We start from the raw sequence: 21046 nt of genomic DNA, 5'->3' as shown, positions 1-21046 counted from the left end.
CGCTACTCCCTTTCGCTATCCGTGGTGGGCCGCGACGGTCTTGAGGGTGGTGAAGGCGTAGAGCGCCTCGAACCCCTTCTCGCGACCGTGGCCCGATTTTCCGACGCCGCCGAAGGGCAGTTCGACCCCGCCCGCCGCGCCGTAGTTGTTGATGAAGACCTGTCCGGCCCGCAGCCGTTTCGCCAGCCGCATCTGCCGCCCGCCGTCAGCGGTCCAGACGCCCGCGACCAGGAAGTAGTCGGTGCCGTTGGCGATGGTGACGGCGTCGTCCTCGGTCTCGAACGGAATGACGACGACGGCGGGACCGAAGATCTCCTGCTGCGCCAGCGGATGATCGGGCGCGACATTGGCGAACAGGGTCGGGGCGACATAGGCGCCGCCGGGCGGCAGGTCGGCCAGGCTCGCCTGGGCCACGATCAGGCCGTCGGCGCGGCCCTTGTCGATGAAGCTCTCGACCATGGCCTGCTGCTTCTTCGACACCAGCGGGCCAACGTCGCGGTCGTCCATCGCGGGGCCGACGCTCAGGGCGCTGAACCGTTCGGCCATGCGGCGCACGACCTCGTCATAGACGCCGCGCTGGACCAGCACGCGCGACCCGGCCGAGCAGGTCTGGCCTGCGTTCTGGACGCCTGCGTTGACGAGGAAGGGCAGGGCCTTGTCCAGATCGGCGTCGTCGAACACCAACTGGGGCGACTTCCCGCCCAGTTCCAGCGTCACCGGCACGGCGTTGACCGCCGCCGCCTGCTGGATGGCCACGCCCACCCCGGTCGAGCCGGTGAAGGACAGGTGGTTGATCCCCGGATGGGCCGCCAGCGCCGCGCCCGCCTCGGCCCCCGTGCCGGTCACGACGTTGAGCGCGCCGTCGGGCAGGCCGCAGTCGGCGGCGATGTGGGCGAAGGCCAGCGCGGTCAGCGACGCCTGCTCGGCGGGCTTCAGCACCACGGCGTTGCCGACGCACAGGGCGGCCACGACCGAGCGGCCGATGATCTGCATCGGATAGTTCCAGGGAATGATGTGCCCCGTCACGCCATGCGGCTCGCGCAGGGTGTAGACGGTGTAGCCGTCCTGGAAGGGGATGGTTTCGCCGTGCAGCTTGTCCGCCGCGCCTGCATAGAATTCGAGGTAGCGGGCCAGGGCGACCACATCGTTGCGGGCCTGTTTCAGCGGCTTGCCGACGTCCAGCGCCTCAAGCTCGGCGAGCATGTCGATGCGGGCTTCGACCTCGCGGCTCATGCGCGACAGGATGCGGCCGCGCTCCACGGCCGTCATGCGGCCCCAGTCTCCGTTGAAGGCCTCGCGCGCGGCGTTGACGGCGGCATCTACGTCGGCGGCGTGTCCGGCGGCCAGGGCGCCCATGACCTGACCGGTCGAAGGGTTCTCGATCGGCAGGGTCGCGCTGTCGGCGGCGGACCGCCACACGCCGCCAATGAAAATCTTTTCCGTGGAAAATGGCGCCGCCATCCGTTTCCCGCCCATTCGATCCGCGATCTTCTCTGAGGGATCGCTGACCTGAGAGTGGGCCGCATTACGTATTATGCAACAAGCCCTTTTCACATGAGAGGTAAGTTGCTGATTTGGCGTCTTTGCTGCTCAGAATATTGAGCAATATGCGCCTATCTCAACGAATGGGCTCCAGTTGGGTCGCGGCTTCTGTCTGACCTTTCGACGGCTCAATCCGGGTTGGCGATCGGCGCCGGCGGCGGAGGAGTCTTGGCGGCTTCTGCTTCCAGCCTTCGGCGTTGGTCAGGGTCTCCGTCCGGTTGAGGGGTGGTGACGCTGGGATCGGCTTGTCGGTCGCGACGTTCTGCGTCATCGGTCTCGCGGCGGGCCTGCGCCTGGAGGCTGTCTTTGTCAGCGGGGCTGCGAGGGTCTTGATCGTTTGCCGTCATCGTCTTCTCCCTGCGAAGGAGGGGAGAACGAGGTCGTAGCTCTCACCCTCTCCCCTCCACACTGTTCAGGTTCCTGTGCCAAAGCCCTTGGGACCACCGGCGCCAGCAGCGCCAGCGCCGCCGGTTGACGGCGTCGCGCTTCGGTCAGCGGGGTTGCTGGTTTGCTCTGAATCTTGATTGGCGGCCGCCTTCCGGGCGGCTCGGCCAGCTTCGACCTCGTCGCCATCGAGGCCGGTCTCGTCGTCGCGATTGGGGTCGTTCGGTTGGACGTCGGTCATGGCGGTTCTCCCTGTTGATTGAGTGAAGTCAAGCGACAGGGGTGAAGCCGGTTCCTACAGCAGCGCTACACGAAAAGTTTGGAAACGGGGCGGGAACTGACGGGAAATCCAAGTCGCCCCAGTGAGACGCTCGTAACTCCGGCATGAAGATGGCGCGCCTGGCCGTCCAACCACCCAAGCTATCGGGCGGGAGCGCAATTCTACAATTTCAGGAAGGAAAGTGTGTGGCGGAGAGGGGGGGATTCGAACCCCCGGTACGCTTCCACGTACGCCGCATTTCGAGTGCGGTACATTCAACCACTCTGCCACCTCTCCGCGGGTCGATAGTCCCTAATGGGGCTGAGCGAGCGGCCTCTGTAATGAAAGCCGTGCCGGGCTGCAAGCCGTATGTCGAAGAAAATCGACTGTCGCTTCAACGCAGTCCGGGAAGCGCCAGGCCCGAAGGGGCGCCGCCTGCCGGATCGGGGCCGACATAGCGAAAAAGTTCGGCCGGACGGCCTCCGGTGTCGCTGGCGAAAACGCCGGTGGGCTGGACCAGACCAGTGCGCTCGACGCCGCGCCGGAAGTTCTGCTTGTGTAGCGAAAGGCCCGCCACCGCCTCGGCGGCGCTCTGCAGGGCGGACAGGGTGAAGGTCTGCGGCGTCAGGTCGAAAAGCACCGGGCGGTACTTCAGCTTGGAGCGCAGCCGGCCAAGGCCGGTGGCCACGATTCGGCGGTGGTCCGAGGCCATCGACAGGTCACCCAGAGGCGCCGGGATGGGGCGGTCATGATCACGCGCGGATTCGGCGACGAGCCCCGCCTCATAGAGGAGTTCGTAGCGTTCCAGCACGCGCTCCTCGTTCCAGCGCGCGTCGGGCGAGAAGGCGAACAGGGACTCGGCGCGTCCGCGTCGGGCAGCGTCGTTCCCGGCCCAGTCGGACAGGTCTGAACGCAGGCTCGCCAGCATGGCGGGCCGGCCCTGACGCCAATCCTCCCAGGGAAAGATGTCGAACACGGGCGTCCAGGCGGCGTCTCTGCCCGACGCGAAGCCGGGGGCGTCTGGCGCCTCGGCGGTCAGGGCCAGATAGCCGACCGAGACTTCGCGCGCGCGTTCCGGCCCCGGCGTGGCGCGGGGCGAGGCGCGACCGGCGTCCCCGAAGGTGTAGAGCTGCTCGACAAAGCCGAGCGGGAAGCCGGTCTGTTCGGTGACGAAGGCGCGCAGGGCCAGTTCGAACGTGCGGTCGCGTGCGGGGTCGAAGGGGCCGAAGGGCAGGGCGGCGGCGCCGTCCGGAGCATGGGTTGTCAGCAGCACGGCCTGACGGTCGCGCAGGGCGATGACCACGGCCGACAGACCGATCCGCACGCCCTGTTCGCCCCCAAGCTTCATCAAGCGTCCTATTCGGTATGCCAGGCGTCGGCGCCGGGCAGGATGCCGACAGCTTCGGCCAGAACACGGTAGCGGTCCAGATAGCGTTGCTGGGCCACCGCGGCCGGCAGCGGCTCGATCACCAGATCATAGCCCTGGGGCGGGCTGCCGAAGATCTGTAGCGACTCTCGACGGGTGAAGCCGGCCAACTGGGTGGCTTCGTAGAAGGCGCAGGCCTTGTCGGCCTTTTTGATCAGGGTCTTGATCGTCTGCGGCGTCTTGGGCGGCAGCTGGAAACGGACGTGGATGGCCGCCTCCAGACGGGCCTCGAAATCCTTGTAGCTGGCGCCCAGCGCCGATTTGAACGGCGAGATCATGTCGCCGATGACGTATTCCGAGGCGTCGTGCAGCAGGGCGGCCAGGCGCCATTTCGGCTCCAGCCCCGGCCGGATATGGGCAGCGATCTCCTCAACGACGAGCGAGTGCTGCGCGACCGAGAAGGCGTGTTCGCCGATGGTCTGGCCGTTCCAGCGGGCGACGCGGGCCAGGCCGTGGGCGATGTCCTCGATCTCGATGTCGAAGGGCGAGGGATCGAGCAGGTCCAGGCGGCGGCCCGACAGCATCCGCTGCCAGGCGCGGGGCGGCTTGGGCTTGCGGACTCGGGGCGCGGGGCCGGCGTCTTCGATTTCTTCGGCCAAGGTCTTGATGTTGCGCATGCTCAGGCTGGTGACTCAGACCGAACGCGCGATCAAGGGCGACCGTTGCGATAGATGGGGGTTAATCGCCGACGTTAAGCGTCACCAGCGCCTTGGCCGCGTCGAACAGGCGGTCCGGGTCGCGGTCCTTGCTGCGGACAGTGGCGACGACGACCGGCCCGCCCACCGGGCCACGCGCCTCATAGCCTACGGTGCGCCAGCCGCTGGCCGAGGCTTCCTTGCCGGTCATCAGAAAAGTGGCGCGTACGGCCTCGCCGGAGCCGCTTGTGCGGACGCGGGCGGCGCCGTCGGCGGCGTCGATCTTCACCGCGTCGTTTGCGGACGAGACGTTGACGCGGCTGGACTTGTCGTCGGCGCGAATGGTCAGGCCGCCGATGCGGATGTTGGCGCGGTCGCCGTCGGCGTCGATGCGCATGCCGGGCAGGCGAACGGTGGCCTTGTCGCCCTGGGCGTCGACGCGCAGGCCGGGCATCCGGACCTGGGCGGAATCGCCGGCGGCGGCTTCGACCTCGGCCTCGGCGGCGGCGCGGGACGCATCGGCATCGGCGCGGGCGGCGTCCGCATCGGCCTTCGCAGCCTCAGCCTCGACGCGTGCGTTCTCCGCCTCAACCTGGGCCATCGCCTCGGGGAGGTCGGAGGTCAGGCGATTCTCGAAGAGTTTGAGAGCCTCGGCGGACGAGCGGCCGTTCAGTTGGACCAGTTGCAGGATGACTTCCGAACCGCGTGGCCCGCCATAGAGGCAGGAGCCATCGGCGCGAGCCGAACCCTTGCGCGTCAGAACCCCCTGGGTCTGAGGGCATTGCAAGGCGTCAACAACCTTCAAGACGCCGGACGAATCCGAGGTCGAGGAGGTGGTGATGCGCACCGTGCTGGGGTTGTCGCAGGCGGCGGCCATCAGCGTCAGGGCGATCACAGGCCAAGTCATGTGTTGCATAGTCGGCTCCACTTAATGGCCTGATTGTGGGCCCTAAACGCCGCGGGCCTAGTGAAATCGCGGTAACCGAATGACGACTGAAACAGGGCGAAAATCAACCGCCGGGGCGGGCGCCTTCGCGGCGGGTCATGAAGGCCAGGCGCTCGAACAGATGCACGTCCTGCTCGTTCTTCAACAGGGCTCCATGCAACGGCGGGATCAACTTCCCAGGCGTCTTTTCACGTAACGTTTCCGGCGAGACGTCATCGACCAGAAGCAGCTTCAACCAGTCGAGCAGTTCGGATGTCGAAGGCTTCTTCTTCAGGCCCGGCGTGTCGCGGATCTCATAGAAGGTCTTCAGCGCCTCGGAGACCAGGCGCGGCTTGATGCCGGGGAAGTGGACCTCGACGATGTCCTGCATGGTCTGCGCGTCAGGAAAGCGGATGTAGTGGAAGAAACAGCGACGCAGGAATGCGTCCGGCAATTCCTTCTCATTGTTCGAGGTGATGACGACGACGGGGCGGACCTCGGCGCGGATCGTCTCGTCCGTCTCCTGGACGTAGAACTCCATGCGGTCGAGTTCCTGCAGCAGGTCGTTGGGGAACTCGATGTCGGCCTTGTCGATCTCGTCGATCAGCAGGACGGGGCGGACCGGGGCGGTGAAGGCCTCCCACAGCTTGCCCTTCTTCAAATAGTTGCGGACGTCGTGCACGCGCTCGTCGCCCAGTTGGCTGTCGCGCAGGCGGGACACGGCGTCGTATTCGTAAAGGCCGTTGTGCGCCTTGGTCGTGGACTTGACGTGCCAGGTGATCAGTGGCGCGTTCAGCGCGCGCGCCAGTTCATAGGCCAGCACCGTCTTGCCCGTGCCGGGCTCGCCCTTGATCAGCAGCGGCCGTTCCAGCGCCACGGCGGCGTTGACGGCGACCTTCAGGTCGTCGGTGGCGATGTAGTTGGACGTGCCTTCGAACCGGCTCATGCGAAACCTGCTCCATTCCGGGGGAAGGGAGCAGGTAGCTTAAAGAGATGCTCGTGAACGGGCGGCAGGATCAGGTGATGCGCTTAGCCGACACCGGGTCGCTGGCGGGGAAGGTTTCTTCGACGCCTTCGTCAATGAGCGCTTCCTGACGGTTCTCGGCGTCCTTCTCCTTATCTTTGAGCTGGTCGGTCTTCCCTTCCTGATGAGGGGCGCGCTTAGCGGGCGGCGTGTTGGGGTCGGCCTCTTGCTGAGCCTTGGTCGGTTGATGTTCCGTCATGAAATCCCTCATTTGTCAGGGCCGTAGCCCAGGTCCTCTATGTCGTCGTCGGAGAGACGTTTGGCTTCCCAGTGAGCGGCGCTGGCTTGGGCCCCCCGCTGGTTGCGCATCAAGCCGGCGTAGACCAGCTCCACCTCGTCGGCGCTGGAGGCTGTGGCGCCGTCGCCGTCCGCCTGGCTCAGCCGAATGCTGTCGACTCCCAGCAGGGCGTCCGCTTCGGCCTCGATGCCGTCCAGAGCCAGCTCGGCGTCCAGGTCGAGGTGATCTTCGTCGAACCGCTCGGCGTCTGCGTCGCCGTCGAGCTGCGTGACGTCCAGAACGTCCTCGGCCTCGTCAAACGACAGATCGCCGTCGCCGTCGTCGTCCAGATGGGTTTCGTCATAGACCTCGGCCTGATCCTGGGCGTCGGTGTCGAAGTCTGGTCCTGGCATCATCGTCTCCCTTCCGAGAGATCAACGGCCCGGCTCGGCAGGGCGTTCCCGCCTATGCGGTTGTGACGGTGGAAGGACGCGAAGTGAAGGGATGGTTAACCACGTCGGTTTACAGTTCGTCAGCGGCCGGCCGTCACGGTGAAGGCGGCGCCACGGAGACCTTCCCTTGCCTCTGAAACTGTCGCTGAAACCCGGCGAGAAATTCGTCTTGAACGGAGCCGTCGTCCAGAACGGCGACCGTCGCGGCGTCCTGATCCTGCAGAACAAGGCCAGCGTCCTGCGCGAGAAGGACATCATGCAGCCCGAGGACGTCAACAGCCCTGCGCGCCGCATCTATTTCCCCGTCATGATGATGTATCTTGATGAGGCCGACGCGCCGAAATTCTATGATGAGTTCGCCCTGCGCCTGACCGAGTTCATGGGCGCGGTGCGCAATCCGGATATCCTGACGGAATGCGTCGCCTGCTCGAAGCACGTCCTGGCGCGCCAGTATTACAAGGCCCTGATGGGCGCTCGCAAAATCGTTGATTACGAAGATCAAAGGCTCGGTAATGTCGCTTCAGGCGTACAAAACGGCGGCGACGCGGGCTGAATCCCCGCGCGCAATGGAGTACCGGCTGTTCGGCCAGGTGACGCGCGCCCTGATGCACGCCTCGACCCTGGAAAAGTCGGATGTCGTCGGTCGAATGGATGCGTTGGACTGGAACCGGCGCCTATGGTCGACGCTGGCGACGGCCTGTTCAGACCCCGACAACGCCCTCCCGCAGGCGATGCGGGCGCAGTTCATTTCCCTGAGTCTGTTCGTCAGCCGCAACACGTCCGAAGTGATGCGCGGCGAGGACGATTTCTCCACCCTGATCGAGATCAATCGCATGATCATGCAGGGGCTCAGCGGTCAGACGGACGCAGGCTGAGCTGCTTCTAGAACAAGTTCGCCGCCCAGTGCGCGATGCCCGAAACCACAGCCACCACAGTGGTCCACACCACAGCCAGATAGACGCCGCAGGCCGCCGTGCCGAACAAGCCGGCGAGGATGAAGGCTCCGTCCCGCTGTATGATTCCCAGGCCGAATAGGGCGAGCGTCAGGCCGGGCAGGGCGTCGCCGAAGGGCACTGGCAACGCCATCATCAGGGCCAGTAGAATGCAGATTACGCCGATGACGTTGTCGGCGATCTCTCCCGTCAGCGCAGGCCAGCGGGGGCGGGTGAGGCGCTCCACTCTGCGCAGGCGGGGCAGGAGCTTCGCCGTGGCGGTGCGATAGGACTGGCGGTTTACTGACAGGTTCAGCAGCCAGCGGGGCAGCCAAACCTTGTCTCGCTGCAGCGCCAACTCGGCGGCGATCAGGATGATGGGAACTGAAAACACCGCCTTGCCGCCCGGCGGCCAGGGAAACAGCGCCATCAAGGCCAGCATCAGGATGACTGCGCCGAAACCCCGCTCGCCAAACGCCTCGATCATCTCGCGCAGAGACAGTTTCTCCGCCTCGCCCTGGCCCAGTTGCTCCAGCACGTCGGAAAAGGTCCGTCCCTCATCGGGCGGTGGGGCGGAAACGAACGTCATAAAGCGAGACTCAGAACGATGTCATACGCGTAGTTAGGAGGCCGCAGCGCCTTGCGCCATCCCCACTGCTACGGTTGCGGTGCACTAGACGCCTAATGCTTCGAGACGTGTTCGGGTTTGCCCTTGCGCTTGGTGTGGGCGAACTCCTCAAGCTGCTCCTCGCTCATCGATTCCATCATGGATTTCGACGCGCCCTTCAGCTTGGACTTGGGCGTATCGCCGCGCTTGGCCGACAGGGCGGCTCCGGCGGCTTTCTGCTGGGCGGCGGACTTGGCGGGCATGACGAGCTCCTTTCGAGAAGGAGCAAGCGCCCGCCCGCCTCAAGGGTTCCGTCAGCTTCCCAGCAGCTCGCGGCCGATCAGGAAGCGGCGGATTTCATTGGTGCCGGCGCCGATGTCGTAGAGTTTGGCGTCACGGACCAGACGTTCGACCGGCCATTCCTTGGTGTAGCCGGCTCCGCCCAGCGCCTGGACGGCCTCCAGCGAAACCTTCACGGCGTTCTCGGAGGCCAGCAGGATCGCTCCGGCGGCGTCATAGCGGGTGGTCTTGCCCTGGTCGCAGGCGCGGGCCACCGCATAGACATAGGCGCGCGCGCTGTTCAGGGCGACGTACATGTCGGCCACCTTGGCCTGCATCAGCTGGAAGCTGCCGATGGCCTTGCCGAACTGCTTGCGGTCGCGGACGTAGGGCAGGACCACGTCCAGCGCCGCCTGCATGATGCCCAGCGGACCGGCCGACAGCACGGCGCGCTCATAGTCCAGGCCGCTCATCAGCACGGCCGCGCCGCGCCCTTCGCCGCCCATGATGTTCTCTTCGGGGACTTCGCAATCCTCGAACACCAGTTCGGCGGTGTCCGAGCCGCGCATGCCCATCTTGTCCAGCTTCTTGGAGACGCTGAAGCCCTTCATGCCCTTTTCGATCAGGAAGGCGGTGACGCCGCCGTTACCCTCGCCGGTGCGCGCATAGACCACCAGTGTGTCGGCCGACGGGGCGTTGGTGATCCAGAACTTGGTCCCGTTCAGGACGTAGCGGTCGCCCTTCTTCTCGGCGCGGGTGCGCATGGACATGACGTCCGAGCCCGAGCCGGCCTCGGACATGGCCAGGGAGCCGACGTGTTCGCCCGAGATCAGCTTGGGCAGGTATTTCGCCTTCTGCTCGGGCGTGCCCCAGCGACGGATCTGGTTGACGCACAGGTTGGAGTGGGCGCCGTAGCTCAGGCCGATCGAGGCCGAGGCGCGCGACACCTCCTCCATCGCCACCACGTGTTCGAGGTAGCCGAGGCCGAGGCCGCCGAACTCTTCTTCGACCGTGATGCCGTGCAGGCCCAGTTCGCCCATCTCGGGCCACAGGTCGCGGGCGAACTCGTTCTTCTCGTCGATTTCGGCGGCGCGCGGGGCCAGCCGTTCGGCGGCCCAGCGGGCGGTGGTGTCGCGGATGGCGTCAGCGGTCTCGCCGAGGCCGAATTCCATGGATTGGGGCGCGAAGGGAATGCTCATGCCCAATGGCGTAGCATCGCGAGCGGCCTTCGCAAAGACTCCCGTTAGCGCGACTGTTTGTGCTCTGCGGGGCGATCCTTGCCGCGCAGGAAGCTCCAGGCGGCGACCCCGATAAAGACCAGACCCGCGGCCGCCAGGCCGGCGCCGATCAGCACCGCGGCGTCGCCTGAAGCCGGGGCGTTAAGCGCGCGTCGGAAGGCGGCGATCCCGGCAGCGAAGGCCAGGGCGCCGACGCCGCCGATGAACAGGACGGCGCCCTTGTCGCCCAAAGCTGCGTCGCTCGCGGAGTCTTTGGCGGCGCGCTTTTCGTGACGGAGGACGGGCATGCTGGGCGGTGCGGCGTCGGTGGGCGTCGCTTCGGCGCCGGGACCTCGCACGGGGGCGGTCAGCAGGGCGTCCAGCGGGGCGGGCTGGTCGGGCGCAGTGTCGAACAGGGCGCGTTCGGACGAGCGACGGCGATACAGGGCGTCGACCGGCGGCGAGGCGCGCTCGGGCCAAGCGGACAGGGCGTCGGCGGCCTCGGTCAGGGCGTGGGCGTCCAGCTTCTCCAGCACGTCGGAACCCTGAAAGCGCTCCAGTCCGATGGAGAAGATGAAGCTGGCCAGGGCGTCGAACTGATGCTGGTTCAGCGGCAGGCGCACCCGCTCGTTCAACAGGGCCACGATAGGCATCAGGTCGTATTGCAGCAGCAGTTCGGCCTCGGCCTCGCTGACCACGGCGCCGGGGCGGGCGGAGCGCGAGTGGCCATAGCCGATGACGGGGGTCCCGTCGCGGCGCAGCACGGTGCGCGGGCGAAAGCCCTCGAAGCTCTTGATCAGCAGAAGGCCTTCGCGAGAGACCTTGCGGCGTTGCGGCGCGGCTGCGGACACGGACTGACCCAATTCGAAACGGGCGTTCTCGCCCCGACCAGGGCTGAGCAAGCCTTGTTCCGAAACGGGCCGGGCCGTTTCAGGTCAGATTTACAGCAGGACCATGGTCGCCAGCCCGAGGAAGATCAGGAAGCCGAAGAAGTCTGTGGTCGCCGTCACGAACACCGCCGAGGACACGGCCGGGTCGAACTTCAGCTTGGCCAGGGTCAAAGGCGTCAGCACCCCCACGCTGGCGGCGACCAGCAGGTTCAGGATCATGGCTGTTCCGATGACGGCGCCGATGCGCCAATCCTGGAACCAGAAACCTGCCGCCAGGCCGATCAGCGGCGCCAGAATGAAGCCGTTGGCCAGGCCGACGGCCATCTCGCGCCAGAAGGTGCGCAGGGCGTTCGACGCGTTCAGCTCGCGCGTCGCCAGCGCGCGCACGGTGACGGTCAGAGCCTGAGTCCCCGCGTTGCCGCCGATGGCCGAGACGATGGGCATCAGCACGGCCAGGGCGACGATCTCCTGGATCGTGCCCTCGAACAGAGCGATGACACTGGCGCCCAGGACGGCGGTGAACAGGTTGATGCCTAGCCACGGCACCCGACCGCGCACGATCTCCAGCACGCTGGACGAGCGGTCCTCGTCCGAGACGCCGGCCAGACGCAGGATGTCCTCGCGGTTCTCTTCCTGAATGATGTTGACGACGTCATCGACGGTCAGCTGGCCGACCAGCCGCCCGCCCGTATCGACGACGGGGGCCGAGATCAGGTGGTACTTTTCGAAGATATAGGCGACTTCTTCCTGATCGACGTCCACCTCGATGACGTTGACCGGCTCCATCAGATCGACCAGCGGCGTGGAGCGCGGGCTGCGCAGCATCCGGCTGATGGCGACGCCGCCGACCGGGCGGTTCATCGGATCGACGACATAGATGTCGAAGAAGAGCTCAGGCAGGTCGTCGCCCTGGGCGCGGACGTGATCGATGGTGTCGCCGACGTTCCAGAACTGCGGCGCGGCCATGAACTCGCGCTGCATCAGGCGGCCAGCCGAATCCTCTTCATAGCCCAGGGAGGATTCGATGGCGGCGCGTTCAACCTCGGGCATGGCGGCCAGCACGCGTTCGCGCTGATCGTCCTCAAGGTCTTCGACCACCGAGGCGGCGTCGTCCGAATCGAGCTCCTGCAGGGCTTCGGCCAGGGTCGCCGAGGGGACGCGCTCCAGCACCTGCTCGCGGATGCCGTCGTCCATCTCCGGGAGGGATTCAGCCAGCAGGTCGGGCGGCAGCCACTGGACCACGACGGAGCGGTGCTCGGCCGTCAGGAAGCCCATGAGATCGGCGACGTCGGCGGGGTGAAGATTCTCGAGCAGGCTGCGAAGCCGCATGCCGTCGCCGTCGTCCGCCGCGTCCACGACCTTTTCGACGAAGGCCGCCGTCAGGGCGTAGTCTTCACCGAGGGCGGCGTGATCTTCGTCTTGCAGCTGCGGGTCTTCGGGGCGCAGAGGGGCGTAATCCGTGTTGGTCACGTGTCTGCCTCCTCTGCAGTTGGTATCAGCCGTATCTAGCCGAGATTCGCCCTGTCAGATCAGATGGTGCGGTCGAGAAGACTCGAACTTCCACGGGTTGCCCCACAGCGACCTCAACGCTGCGCGTCTACCAATTCCGCCACGACCGCTCGCATCGGAGGGCGGGCAATAGCGGAGAGAGAGCGGAAAGAAAAGAGCGTTTTGCGGAAAATGAGGCGAGGCGAGCAATTCTTCTCCCAATGGGAGTCGGAAGGCTCAGGCCGCGCCCGCCATGAAGTCATAGACGTCAGCCGGCCGGGTCACGGTGATGGCGATGCGGTCGTCGCGAATCTCGATCTCGCCGCGCGCGACAGGGTGGTTGTTGGCCAGGATCCAGACCTCGTCCTTTTCCGAGGCGTCCAGCGGGATCACCGCGCCCCGGCCCATGCGCAGCAGTTGCTGCATCGGCAAGACCGAACGGCCCAGCACGACCGAAATCTCGACATCGACGGCTTCGATCTGGCTCAAAGAGGATACTCGCAAATCAACGGGCGGCCCTTGCGCCGCCGCGTTCGGCCCCACATTGAGGGCATCATGCTTGCCGACCCGTTAAACTCTTCCCAACGCAGCCTGCTCCGCGAGGACGGGCGCCCCGTCCAGTGGGCGCTGTCGTCCGGCTATGTCGACTACGCCGCCGCCGAGGCCGCCATGGAGGCGCGCGTGGCCGCCATCGCGGCTGGAGAGGCCGAGGAGCTGGTCTGGCTGCTGGAGCATCCGCCGCTCTACACCGCAGGCGTCTCGGCCAAGGACGACGACCTGCTGGCGCCGGATCGCTTTCCGGTGCACCGGACGGGCCGGGGCGGACAGTTCACCTATCATGGGCCGGGCCAACGCGTGGTCTATGTGATGCTGGACCTGAACAAGCGCGGCAAGGACGTGCGGGGCTTCGTTCACGGGCTGGAGGACTGGATCATCGGCGCCCTGGACCGCTTCGGCGTCGAGGCCGGAATGCGCGAGGGCCGCGTCGGCGTCTGGGTCGAGCGCAAGGGCGCGGGCTGGAGCCGCGAGGACAAGATCGCCGCCATCGGCGTCAAGGTCCGCAAATGGGTCAGCTTTCACGGGATCAGCCTGAACGTGGAGCCGGACCTCGACCATTTCGGCGGCATCGTGCCGTGCGGCATCACCGAACATGGCGTGACCAGCCTGGTGGATCTGGGCGTACTGGCGACGATGGATGAGGCGGACGACGCGCTGAAGTCATCCTTCCAGCGGGTGTTTGGGCCGGTTCAGCCGGGCGTCGCGCCGCTGTGACGTCGGGCGCCCGGTGCGGCGCCGTAGCGGTTAAAGGCCTTCTGGCCCGGCAGGATCGCAAGGTCGACGGCCGCCAACGCCAGTCCCGCCGTGGCGACCCAGTCCAGCAGCGCGGTCGGCTGGGGCCAGGCCAGCGCGAAGATCAGCAGGATCGGCCCGCTCCACCAGCCCGAGCGTCCCCGGTCATGCAGGCGCTGGGACAGCACGCATAAGCCGCCGTAAAGAAAGGCGGCCGCGATCAAGGCATGAAGCCAAGCGGGCAGGGCGAGCCCTAGCCGTAAATCGACGACAGCCCACAGGCTCAACAGCACGGCGGTCGCCGCAATGAAGCGGGCGCGTCCCACGCGTCCAGTCGAAGTCAGGAAAAGGTCGGTCAAAGCGATCATGAGCGCTGCCTTTTGACCCCATTCGCCTCGGCGGCGCCAGCCATCAAAATAGCATGGGGCGGGGGTGAGCGGCGCAGGGTGAATAAGCTGCGCAATTCGACGCAGGGGTGGCGACGGCGCCGTTAATGAGTTTAAAACCCGGCGACACCGCGTTTTAGACGGACACCGGGAGATTCCCTCATGCAACGCTTGCTTTGCGCATCCGCGGCCGCCCTGGCCCTGACCTTCGCCGCTTCGGCCGCTTCGGCCCAGAACTTCAGCGATCTGGCGCGGCAGGACCTTCAGGCCATGCACGCGGCCCTGCGCGACAACCACCCCGCGGCCGTGGTGCCGGGTGAGGCGAGCGCGAACTTCCGCAGCTGGCTCGACGCCGGTCTGCAAGAAGCACAGTCCAAGGCCGGACAGGTCAACAGCGGCGACAGCCACGCCTATCTGCTGCGCTGGTACGCCAACGGCTTCCGCGATTCCAACATCGCCGCCCGCCCCACCTACGAGGGCCTCGGCCCGTACTTCGCCACCAGCTGGCCCGGCGTGGCCACGGCCTGGCGCAATGGCCAGTACGTCGTTTCCTATGTGCAGGACGGCGTGCGCGGTGCGCCGCCGCTGGGCGCCGTACTCAAGAGCTGCAACGCCGAGCCGATCGAGAACCTGGCCAAGGCCAAGCTGGACCAGTTCGAGGGTGATCTGACGACCGAAGCCGGTCGTGTCCGCAGCGCCCCGTATCTGCTGTGGAACCGCAACAACCCGATGACGACGGGCGTGCCCAGCACCTGCGAATTCCAGGTCGGGCGCCGCGCTCGCAGCTTCACCCTGTCGCCGCAGCCGGCCACGGCTCAGAACCTTGAAGCCGCCTATCGCGCCTCGGTCTACGTGCCGTCTGGCGCGCCGCTGTCGGTTGAGACGGTTGACGGCCGTCCGTGGGTGAATGTTCACTCCTTGGCCGATGACGCCGCCTGGGACGCCTTCTTCGCCCAGGTCGAGGCCCAATCCGCCGCCATTCGCGGCCCGCAGGGCTTTGTACTGGATCTGCGCGGCGCCGTCGGTTCGTCGGTCAACGCCACCTCGCGCGGCTATGGGCTGGCCAACCGCATCTGGTCGCCGGAGTTCACCGTCAGCCGCCAGCCGGAAGCGGGTCAGATCACCTATCGCGCCACGCCCGGCAACCGCCAGTGGTTCGCCGACACCCTGAACCGGATGCAGGCGGACCCGCGCTTCGTTCAGGAATCGGGCGCAGTGATCGAACAGACGCAGGCCATCGTCGCCGCCTTCGACAGCGCCATCGCCGCCGGTCAGCCGACCTTCGTCATGCCGGGCCGTCCGGCGACCCCGGACACCGGCGCCGCCAATCCGGTGCAGGGTCAGGTGATCGTGCTGGTCGATGCCGGCTGCTCGGGCGGTTGCCTGGACACGCTGGACCTGCTGAGCCGCCTGCCGAACGTGCGCATCGCCGGTTCCACGACGGCCGAGGACACCATCTTCATCGAGCCGACCGTCCTGCGCCTGCCGTCCAACTACGCTGACCTGAGCTATGGCCATAAGGCCTGGACGACGCGTCAGCGCGGCAATAACGCGCCGTACGCGCCTGCGGGGGCGCTGGCCTACACGGGCGACGCCACCGATGAGACGGCCGTCCGCGCCTGGGTGAATGGTCTGTTCGGCGCCTGATCCGAACGATCACGAGGCTATTGAGGGCCGGACGGTGGAACGACCGTCCGGCCCTTCCTATTTGAGAGCCATGACCCAGACCGATTCTCACACACCTATGCGCTCCGCCTCCGGCTTTGACCTGACGCCGCCGACCGACAGCCAGCGCGTGGCGCTGGAGGCCGATCTGTCGCCTGAAGAGAAGCGCGTGCTGCTGGCCCACGGCACCGAGGCGCCGTTTTGCGGCACCCTGCTGGGCGAAAAGCGGGCAGGGGTGTTCTGCTGTCGCGAATGCGGCCTGCCGCTGTTTCGGTCGGGGACCAAGTTCGAGAGCGGCACCGGCTGGCCCAGCTTCACCCAGCCGGTTGATCCGGCCCACGTCCGCGCCGTGCGCGACGACAGCCATGGCATGGTGAGGGTCGAGACGCGCTGCGCCCGCTGCGACAGCCACCAGGGCCACGTTTTCCCCGATGGTCCGCCGCCCACGGGCCTGCGCTACTGCATCAACTCGGTCGCGTTGAGCTTCGTGGCTGAAGGGGGCGCGCTGCCGGATCCGTTGGGGCGCGGCGATGGGACCGCCTGACCTTGGCCTCATTTGAGGGTAGGGTGATCATGAACGGGAGTAGATGCGTATGCTGATCGAACTCATGACCGCCTCTCTCTTGCTGGCGAGCTACGATCCCGAAGGCGTGGTTTCGACCGCGCCGCGAGCGGGGCCTGGGGCCGTGCCGACCGCCAGCGCAGACGCCCTGGCCGAGACGGTCGCGGATGCTTCGCCGTCGGTGACGTTGCAGACGGCGGTTCCGCACGGCCTGAGCACCGCAGACCAGATTTCCCGTTGGATCGGCGAAGGCAAGGGCGATGCGCGCCCGGTCGAGCAATGGGCGGATGCGTGGGAAGAGGCTGCGCCGCGCAAGATGCACGGCGAGGTCAGCGCCGGGATCGGCACCGGCGGCTATCGCGACTTTGCGGCCGCCGTCTCCATGCCGCTGGGCGAGAACGGCACCCTCAATCTCAGCGTCAGCCAGACCAAGAATGCGCCATGGGCCTATGGCTACGGGCCCTACGGCTACACGCCCTATGGCTATGAGGCGGGACGGTATGGGCTGAACGGCTACGGCTGGCGCGACGCCTATGGCGCCATGCCAGGGCCTATGGGGGTGCGCAGCCCGCACGACCGCCCCAGCCATATCCGACCCTTTAGCACGGACGAGAGGCAGGCCGAGCCGGCCCGCGACCGTGGCGGCGACGCTCATCGATAGTCAGAGCGCCGATAAAGTGCGTCCCATAGGCCACGCCGACCTTTTTTAGGGCCGGGCGTCGCATCGTCGCATTCCCTTGGTAGCTCCTGATCCCATATGCCCTCGGGCAAAGGATCAGTATGGACAGCTTACTTACTTCGGCCGCCGACTTCATCGCCCGCAACGCCATGTGGGCCGGCGTGATCCTTGGCGCAGTGACCTTTTTCGAGTCGCTGGTCGTCATCGGCGCTTTCGTGCCGGCGACGGGGCTTCTGGTCGCGGCAGGGGGACTGGTGGCCGCAGGCGTGCTGGATCCCTTCACCGTCATCGGCGGCTGCGTCATCGGCGCGGTCATGGGCGACGCCATTTCCTACTGGATCGGCCGGCGGCTGGGCACGCGCGTGCTGCGTCACCACCTGCTGGTCCCGCACCGTCGCAAGCTGGCCTGGACGCGCCTTTACTGCCGTCGCTACGGCGTGGCCTCGATCTTCATCGGCCGCTTCTTCGGCCCCTTGCGGGCCTTCGTTCCGGTGATGGTGGGCGTGCTGCATATGCGGCAGCGGGTGTTTCAGTTCGCCAACGTGACCTCGGCCTTCGTGTGGGTGCTGGCTATGCTGGCGCCGGGCTATTTGGCAGCCAAGGGGCTGGCGCGACTGGAGATGATGAGCGAGGCGCACAATCCGACCTTGTGGCTGCTGGCGTTCGGCGTTGTGGTGGCCGCCCTGGTTGTTGCCATGCGCTGGCTGAAAGGGCGCGCGGCGCGGCGCAACGCTCTGCTGGAAGCCTCGGTGCGCGGCCTGGGGGAGTAGGCTCCCCGGTCTCATGCCGCCCTAGAGGGCATGAGGGTCAGTTCTCAGCGCCCACGAAAAAGGGCCCGGCGGAAGCCGGGCCCTTTCGCGTTCTTGCCCTGCGGCGAGATCAGTCGTGAGTGTGGCCGTGGCTCTCGGCGGCCGTAGCCGTGCCCGAGGCGCTCCAGGCCTGACCGTCTTCGCTCTCGAACCAGAACGGCTTGCGTTCGGCGCCGCCGACCTCGTTCATGCGGTTATCGAACAGGCGGCCGTTGATCATGGTGTGGCTGATCTTGGTCGAGTCCCGCAGGTTTTCCAGCGGGTTGGCGTCCAGCACGACCAGGTCGGCCAGTTTGCCGACTTCCAGCGAGCCAATGTCCTTGTCCATGCCCAGCGCACGGGCGCCGTTGATGGTGCCGACGCGCAAGGCCTCGTGGGCGCTCATCCCGCCCTGCTGGAACATCCACAGCTCCCAGTGGGCGCCGAGGCCTTCACGCTGGCCGTGGGCGCCGATCTGGACCGAGACGCCCTGATCCATCAGCCGCTTGGATTCGCGGGCGATGGAGATGTGGTTCAGCTCTTCCGGCGGGGTCTTCACCGGACGCCGCGAGCGTGCGTCCAGAATGCGGCGCGGCACGTACTGGGTCAGGATCGGATCCTTCCAGACGTCATCCACTTCGTACCAGTGATTCTCGCCCCAGGCGCCGCCGAAGCCCACGATCAGCGTCGGGGTGTAGGCCGTACCCGTCTGCGACCACAGTTGCACCGCGTCGTCGTACATCCGCTCGACCGGCACCGAGTGCTCGATCGTGGTGTGGCCGTCGACCAGCATGCTCATGTTGGCGTGGTACAGGGAGCCGCCCTCGGGCACGACCATCATGCCCAGTTCGCGGGCGGCCTGCATGATCTGCTGGCGCTGGTCGCGGCGGGGCTGGTTGTAGCTCTTGACGCTCCAGGCGCCGATGGCCTGCATCCGGCGCAGGTGCGAGCGGGCGTCGTCCAGGTTGTTGACCACGGCTGTCGTAGGCGTCGCCGCCCCGTACAGGATGGTGCCGGTCGAGAAGATGCGCGGCGACACCACGCGCCCGGCCTTGGCCAGTTCGCTGTGGGCGAAGATCTCGCTGGTGTCGTTGGACGGGTCGTGCAGCGTGGTCACGCCGAAGGCCAGGGCGGCGTAGTTCACCCAGCTCTGCTGCGGGATGATCTCGTCCGAGCCCATGCGGCCGTGCCAGTGAGCGTCGACCAGGCCGGGCATGATCGTCTTACCGGCCATATCCATGACGCGCGCGCCGGCGGGAACCGTGACAGAGGCGCGCGGGCCGATGGCCTCGATGCGGTTGCCGTTGATGACGACGACGCCGTCCTCGATGACTTCCTCGCCGTTCATGGTGATCAGGCGCGCGCCGGACAGGACGGTGACGCCGGTCGGACGGGCGTAGTCGGCGGTGAAGCCGATCTTGATCCCATGCTCAGCCGGCTTGGGCAGGTCGGCCGGCGCGCCGTCCATGAAGGCGAAGCTGTCGCTCAGCGGGCGCGAGAACAGCTCCGGCCCCATCGACCACTGCAACTGGCGAGAGTCGCCCGACCAATGCAGCCACTCGCCGGCGTCATGCGTCACGCGCGTCTGCGGCAGGGCCTTGCTGTCGGCGCTGACCGTGATCGCGCGACCGGTCGAGGCGAAGGGGGCGACATAGGCGTTGAAGCGCTCGGTCCAGGCGATCCAGCGCTCGTCGGGCGAGATGGAGAATTCCGCAGCCCACTCGCTGCTCAGATGCGTGCGCTCGTCCTGGCCCGACAGGTTCATGGACTTCAGGACGCGCTTGTCCCCTTCGCGGGCGCTGAGGAAGATGCGGTCGTTACGGGCGCCGAACTGCGGGTTCGTCCCCGCGTCGGTGATCTTCACAGGCTCGCCCCCGCGCACGGAGACGCGATAGACGCCCGGCTCGCGGCTCCACAGGGCCGAGCGCAGATAGCCGTCGCTGGAGCTGCGATAGACGACCGTCTGGCCGTCCGGCGAGAAGCGCGGCTCCAGATAGTGGCCGGGATTGGTCGTGATGGTCCGGCCTTCGCCGCCTGCGACAGGGACGACGCGGATGGAGCCGAGCTTGTCGTCGCTCCAGGTCGTGTAGACGATCGAGCGGCCGTCGCGCGACCAGGACGGATAGAGTTCGAAATGATCACTCTGGCGCGTCAGTCGGCGGGGCGTTCCAGCCACCCCGTTGCGCAGATCGCGCACCCACAGATTGCCCAGGGCTTCGAACACCACCTTGGAGCCGTCGGGCGAGGTCTGGGCCCAGCGGATCATCTTCACGTCGAACTTTTCGGGCGCCACCTCGACGGGGAAGCGGGCCGTCTCCTGCACCCGGCGGGTGTCGGTGACGCGGAAGGGGATCTCGCTGACGGCCTTGGAGGCCACGTCGATGTGGCGAATCTTGCCGCCGGCCCAGATGACGATGGAGCCGTTGTCCGGCGTCCAGGCGAAGCCCGGATAGACGCCGTGAATGGCCCAGGTCTCCTGCATGTCGCGGTCCAGGGCGTCGTAGATCGGCGTCTCGCGGCCTGATTCCAGATCCATGACGTAGAGGACCGACTGGTAACGGTCCCGGCGCACGAAGGCGAGCGACTTGCCGTCCGGGGAGGGCGTCGGGCGCACCGAGCCGCCGGGGCCGGTGACGAACGGCTTGATCTCTCCGGTTTCGCGATCCAGGCGGCGGATCACATACAGTTGGGTGTTCGGGTCCTTGGAATATTCAAACACGCCGCCCGGCGTGGCGTCGTCGCTGAAGTACATGTAGCGGCCGTCGGGCGAGAAGGCGGGCTCGCCCGTGTCCTTCTGCTGGGTGCGGCGCTCGGTCAGTTGCACGCCGCTGCCGCCGCCTGCGCGGTGGTACATCCACATCTCGCCCGCGCCCAGCGAGCGCGAAGAGGTGAAGTGCTTGCGGCCGACGACGAACTGGCTGTCCGGCGTCCAGGTCGGCGAGTTCAGCAGGCGGAAGGTCTCGTTGGACACCTGGCGCGGGTTGGAGCCGTCGCGATCCATGACCCACAGGTTGTCGCCGCCGCCGCGATCCGAGGTGAAGGCGATGAAGCGGCCGTCCGGCGAATAACGAGGCTGCATGTCCCAGGATACGCCCGAGGCGATCGGACGGGCCTCGCCGCCGCTGATGGGCATCACATAGAGGTCGCCCAGCAGGTCGAAAATGATCTCGCGGCCGTCAGGGCTGACATCGACGGCCATCCACGTGCCTTCGTCGACGTTGATATTGATGTCGCGCTGGGCGCCGATGGGGTTCTGAACGTCCCATTTTGCCGTCGCAGTCGGGTTAGATTCCTGGGCGAAGGCTGGAAAAGCCACGGTCAAAGCCGCAGCCGTAGTCATTAGAACGCGCTTCATGAAAGCCCCCTCGGCTATCAAACGTATACAGATGAGGCGAGGCT

The 21046-nt window shown here is 66.6% G+C and carries 23 protein-coding genes and 2 tRNA genes; 7 read left to right on the top strand and 18 right to left on the bottom strand.

What is annotated here, in order from left to right:
• Nucleotides 1–15: 15 nt before the first annotated feature.
• The 9 genes from H9656_RS05705 to H9656_RS05665 form a co-directional block, all read right to left on the bottom strand.
• Entirely contained in the window at nt 16–1419 is a 1404-nt protein-coding gene (locus H9656_RS05705; protein ID WP_318240597.1) for an aldehyde dehydrogenase family protein, read from the bottom strand.
• A gap of 535 nt (nt 1420–1954) precedes the next feature.
• Nucleotides 1955–2167 (bottom strand): hypothetical protein, encoded by a 213-nt coding sequence (locus H9656_RS05700; RefSeq protein WP_191743226.1) that lies wholly within the window; start codon nt 2165–2167, stop codon nt 1955–1957.
• A 225-nt stretch (nt 2168–2392) separates the two neighbouring features.
• Nucleotides 2393–2482: transfer RNA gene (locus H9656_RS05695), tRNA-Ser, on the bottom strand.
• 97 nt (nt 2483–2579) lie between these two features.
• Nucleotides 2580–3533, bottom strand: a complete 954-nt coding sequence (locus H9656_RS05690) for an NUDIX hydrolase (RefSeq protein WP_191743757.1) — start codon at nt 3531–3533, stop codon at nt 2580–2582.
• 8 nt (nt 3534–3541) lie between these two features.
• Nucleotides 3542–4135: a YfbR-like 5'-deoxynucleotidase gene (locus H9656_RS05685; RefSeq protein WP_191743756.1), complete on the bottom strand. Its 594-nt coding sequence runs from the start codon at nt 4133–4135 to the stop codon at nt 3542–3544.
• A 154-nt stretch (nt 4136–4289) separates the two neighbouring features.
• Nucleotides 4290–5162, bottom strand: coding sequence for a methyltransferase type 11 (locus H9656_RS05680; protein WP_191743225.1), 873 nt, complete (start codon nt 5160–5162; stop codon nt 4290–4292).
• 94 nt (nt 5163–5256) lie between these two features.
• Nucleotides 5257–6117, bottom strand: coding sequence for an AAA family ATPase (locus H9656_RS05675; RefSeq protein WP_191743224.1), 861 nt, complete (start codon nt 6115–6117; stop codon nt 5257–5259).
• Nucleotides 6118–6187: 70 nt separating this feature from the next.
• Entirely contained in the window at nt 6188–6406 is a 219-nt protein-coding gene (locus tag H9656_RS05670; protein ID WP_191743223.1) for a hypothetical protein, read from the bottom strand.
• Nucleotides 6403–6825, bottom strand: coding sequence for a hypothetical protein (locus H9656_RS05665; RefSeq protein ID WP_191743222.1), 423 nt, complete (start codon nt 6823–6825; stop codon nt 6403–6405). Before H9656_RS05665 ends, H9656_RS05670 begins: the two co-directional genes overlap by 4 nt.
• Nucleotides 6826–6991: 166 nt before the next feature.
• On the opposite strand from H9656_RS05665, the gene flbT reads away from it, so the two are divergent.
• Both flbT and flaF read left to right on the top strand, forming a co-directional pair.
• Nucleotides 6992–7417, top strand: coding sequence for a flagellar biosynthesis repressor FlbT (gene flbT, locus H9656_RS05660; protein ID WP_191743221.1), 426 nt, complete (start codon nt 6992–6994; stop codon nt 7415–7417).
• Entirely contained in the window at nt 7377–7739 is a 363-nt protein-coding gene (gene flaF / locus H9656_RS05655; RefSeq protein WP_191743220.1) for a flagellar biosynthesis regulator FlaF, read from the top strand. The genes flbT and flaF overlap by 41 nt, the downstream gene beginning before the upstream one ends.
• A gap of 7 nt (nt 7740–7746) precedes the next feature.
• Here the strand turns inward: flaF and H9656_RS05650 are convergent, their stop codons facing one another.
• The 7 genes from H9656_RS05650 to H9656_RS05620 form a co-directional block, all read right to left on the bottom strand.
• Nucleotides 7747–8385 carry an exopolysaccharide biosynthesis protein gene (locus H9656_RS05650; protein WP_191743219.1) on the bottom strand — a complete coding sequence of 213 codons (639 nt, stop codon included), beginning with the start codon at nt 8383–8385 and terminating at the stop codon, nt 7747–7749.
• Nucleotides 8386–8477: 92 nt separating this feature from the next.
• A complete protein-coding gene (locus H9656_RS05645) occupies nt 8478–8666 on the bottom strand; it encodes a DUF3008 family protein (protein ID WP_191743218.1) in 189 nt (62 codons plus the stop codon).
• A 51-nt stretch (nt 8667–8717) separates the two neighbouring features.
• Nucleotides 8718–9881, bottom strand: a complete 1164-nt coding sequence (locus H9656_RS05640) for an isovaleryl-CoA dehydrogenase (protein WP_191743217.1) — start codon at nt 9879–9881, stop codon at nt 8718–8720.
• A gap of 44 nt (nt 9882–9925) precedes the next feature.
• Nucleotides 9926–10750: a lysozyme gene (locus H9656_RS05635; RefSeq protein ID WP_191743216.1), complete on the bottom strand. Its 825-nt coding sequence runs from the start codon at nt 10748–10750 to the stop codon at nt 9926–9928.
• A gap of 90 nt (nt 10751–10840) precedes the next feature.
• Nucleotides 10841–12259 (bottom strand): magnesium transporter, encoded by a 1419-nt coding sequence (gene mgtE / locus H9656_RS05630; RefSeq protein WP_191743215.1) that lies wholly within the window; start codon nt 12257–12259, stop codon nt 10841–10843.
• Between the two features lie 64 nt (nt 12260–12323).
• Nucleotides 12324–12408: transfer RNA gene (locus H9656_RS05625), tRNA-Leu, on the bottom strand.
• 106 nt (nt 12409–12514) lie between these two features.
• On the bottom strand, nt 12515–12820 hold the full coding sequence (locus tag H9656_RS05620) for a FliM/FliN family flagellar motor switch protein (RefSeq protein WP_191743214.1): 306 nt from the start codon (nt 12818–12820) through the stop codon (nt 12515–12517).
• 12 nt (nt 12821–12832) lie between these two features.
• Here H9656_RS05620 and lipB point away from each other — a divergent pair, with 12 nt between their 5' ends.
• On the top strand, nt 12833–13549 hold the full coding sequence (lipB, locus tag H9656_RS05615; RefSeq protein ID WP_191743213.1) for a lipoyl(octanoyl) transferase LipB: 717 nt from the start codon (nt 12833–12835) through the stop codon (nt 13547–13549).
• Here the strand turns inward: lipB and H9656_RS05610 are convergent.
• The gene (locus tag H9656_RS05610) at nt 13525–13935 is read right to left on the bottom strand and encodes a DUF805 domain-containing protein (protein WP_191743212.1); all 411 of its coding nucleotides are present in this window, start codon (nt 13933–13935) and stop codon (nt 13525–13527) included. The two genes, lipB and H9656_RS05610, sit on opposite strands and share 25 nt — an antisense overlap.
• Before the next feature lie 180 nt (nt 13936–14115).
• Between H9656_RS05610 and H9656_RS05605 the strand changes: the two genes are divergently transcribed.
• From H9656_RS05605 to H9656_RS05590, 4 genes are all read left to right on the top strand, one after another.
• The gene (locus H9656_RS05605; RefSeq protein WP_191743211.1) at nt 14116–15600 is read left to right on the top strand and encodes a hypothetical protein; all 1485 of its coding nucleotides are present in this window, start codon (nt 14116–14118) and stop codon (nt 15598–15600) included.
• A 70-nt stretch (nt 15601–15670) separates the two neighbouring features.
• Nucleotides 15671–16162 carry a peptide-methionine (R)-S-oxide reductase MsrB gene (gene msrB / locus H9656_RS05600; RefSeq protein ID WP_191743210.1) on the top strand — a complete coding sequence of 164 codons (492 nt, stop codon included), beginning with the start codon at nt 15671–15673 and terminating at the stop codon, nt 16160–16162.
• A 49-nt stretch (nt 16163–16211) separates the two neighbouring features.
• On the top strand, nt 16212–16841 hold the full coding sequence (locus H9656_RS05595) for a hypothetical protein (RefSeq protein ID WP_225212237.1): 630 nt from the start codon (nt 16212–16214) through the stop codon (nt 16839–16841).
• 119 nt (nt 16842–16960) lie between these two features.
• Nucleotides 16961–17629 (top strand): DedA family protein, encoded by a 669-nt coding sequence (locus H9656_RS05590; RefSeq protein ID WP_191743208.1) that lies wholly within the window; start codon nt 16961–16963, stop codon nt 17627–17629.
• A 109-nt stretch (nt 17630–17738) separates the two neighbouring features.
• Here H9656_RS05590 and H9656_RS05585 read toward each other — a convergent pair whose 3' ends face one another.
• On the bottom strand, nt 17739–21002 hold the full coding sequence (locus H9656_RS05585) for an amidohydrolase family protein (protein ID WP_191743207.1): 3264 nt from the start codon (nt 21000–21002) through the stop codon (nt 17739–17741).
• Between the last annotated feature and the right edge of the window lie 44 nt (nt 21003–21046).

It is taken from the genome of Brevundimonas guildfordensis (assembly GCF_014836405.1).
Lineage (GTDB): Bacteria > Pseudomonadota > Alphaproteobacteria > Caulobacterales > Caulobacteraceae > Brevundimonas > Brevundimonas guildfordensis.
Note: the sequence above shows the minus strand (reverse complement) of the source record. Positions and strands in the feature narration are given on the sequence as shown.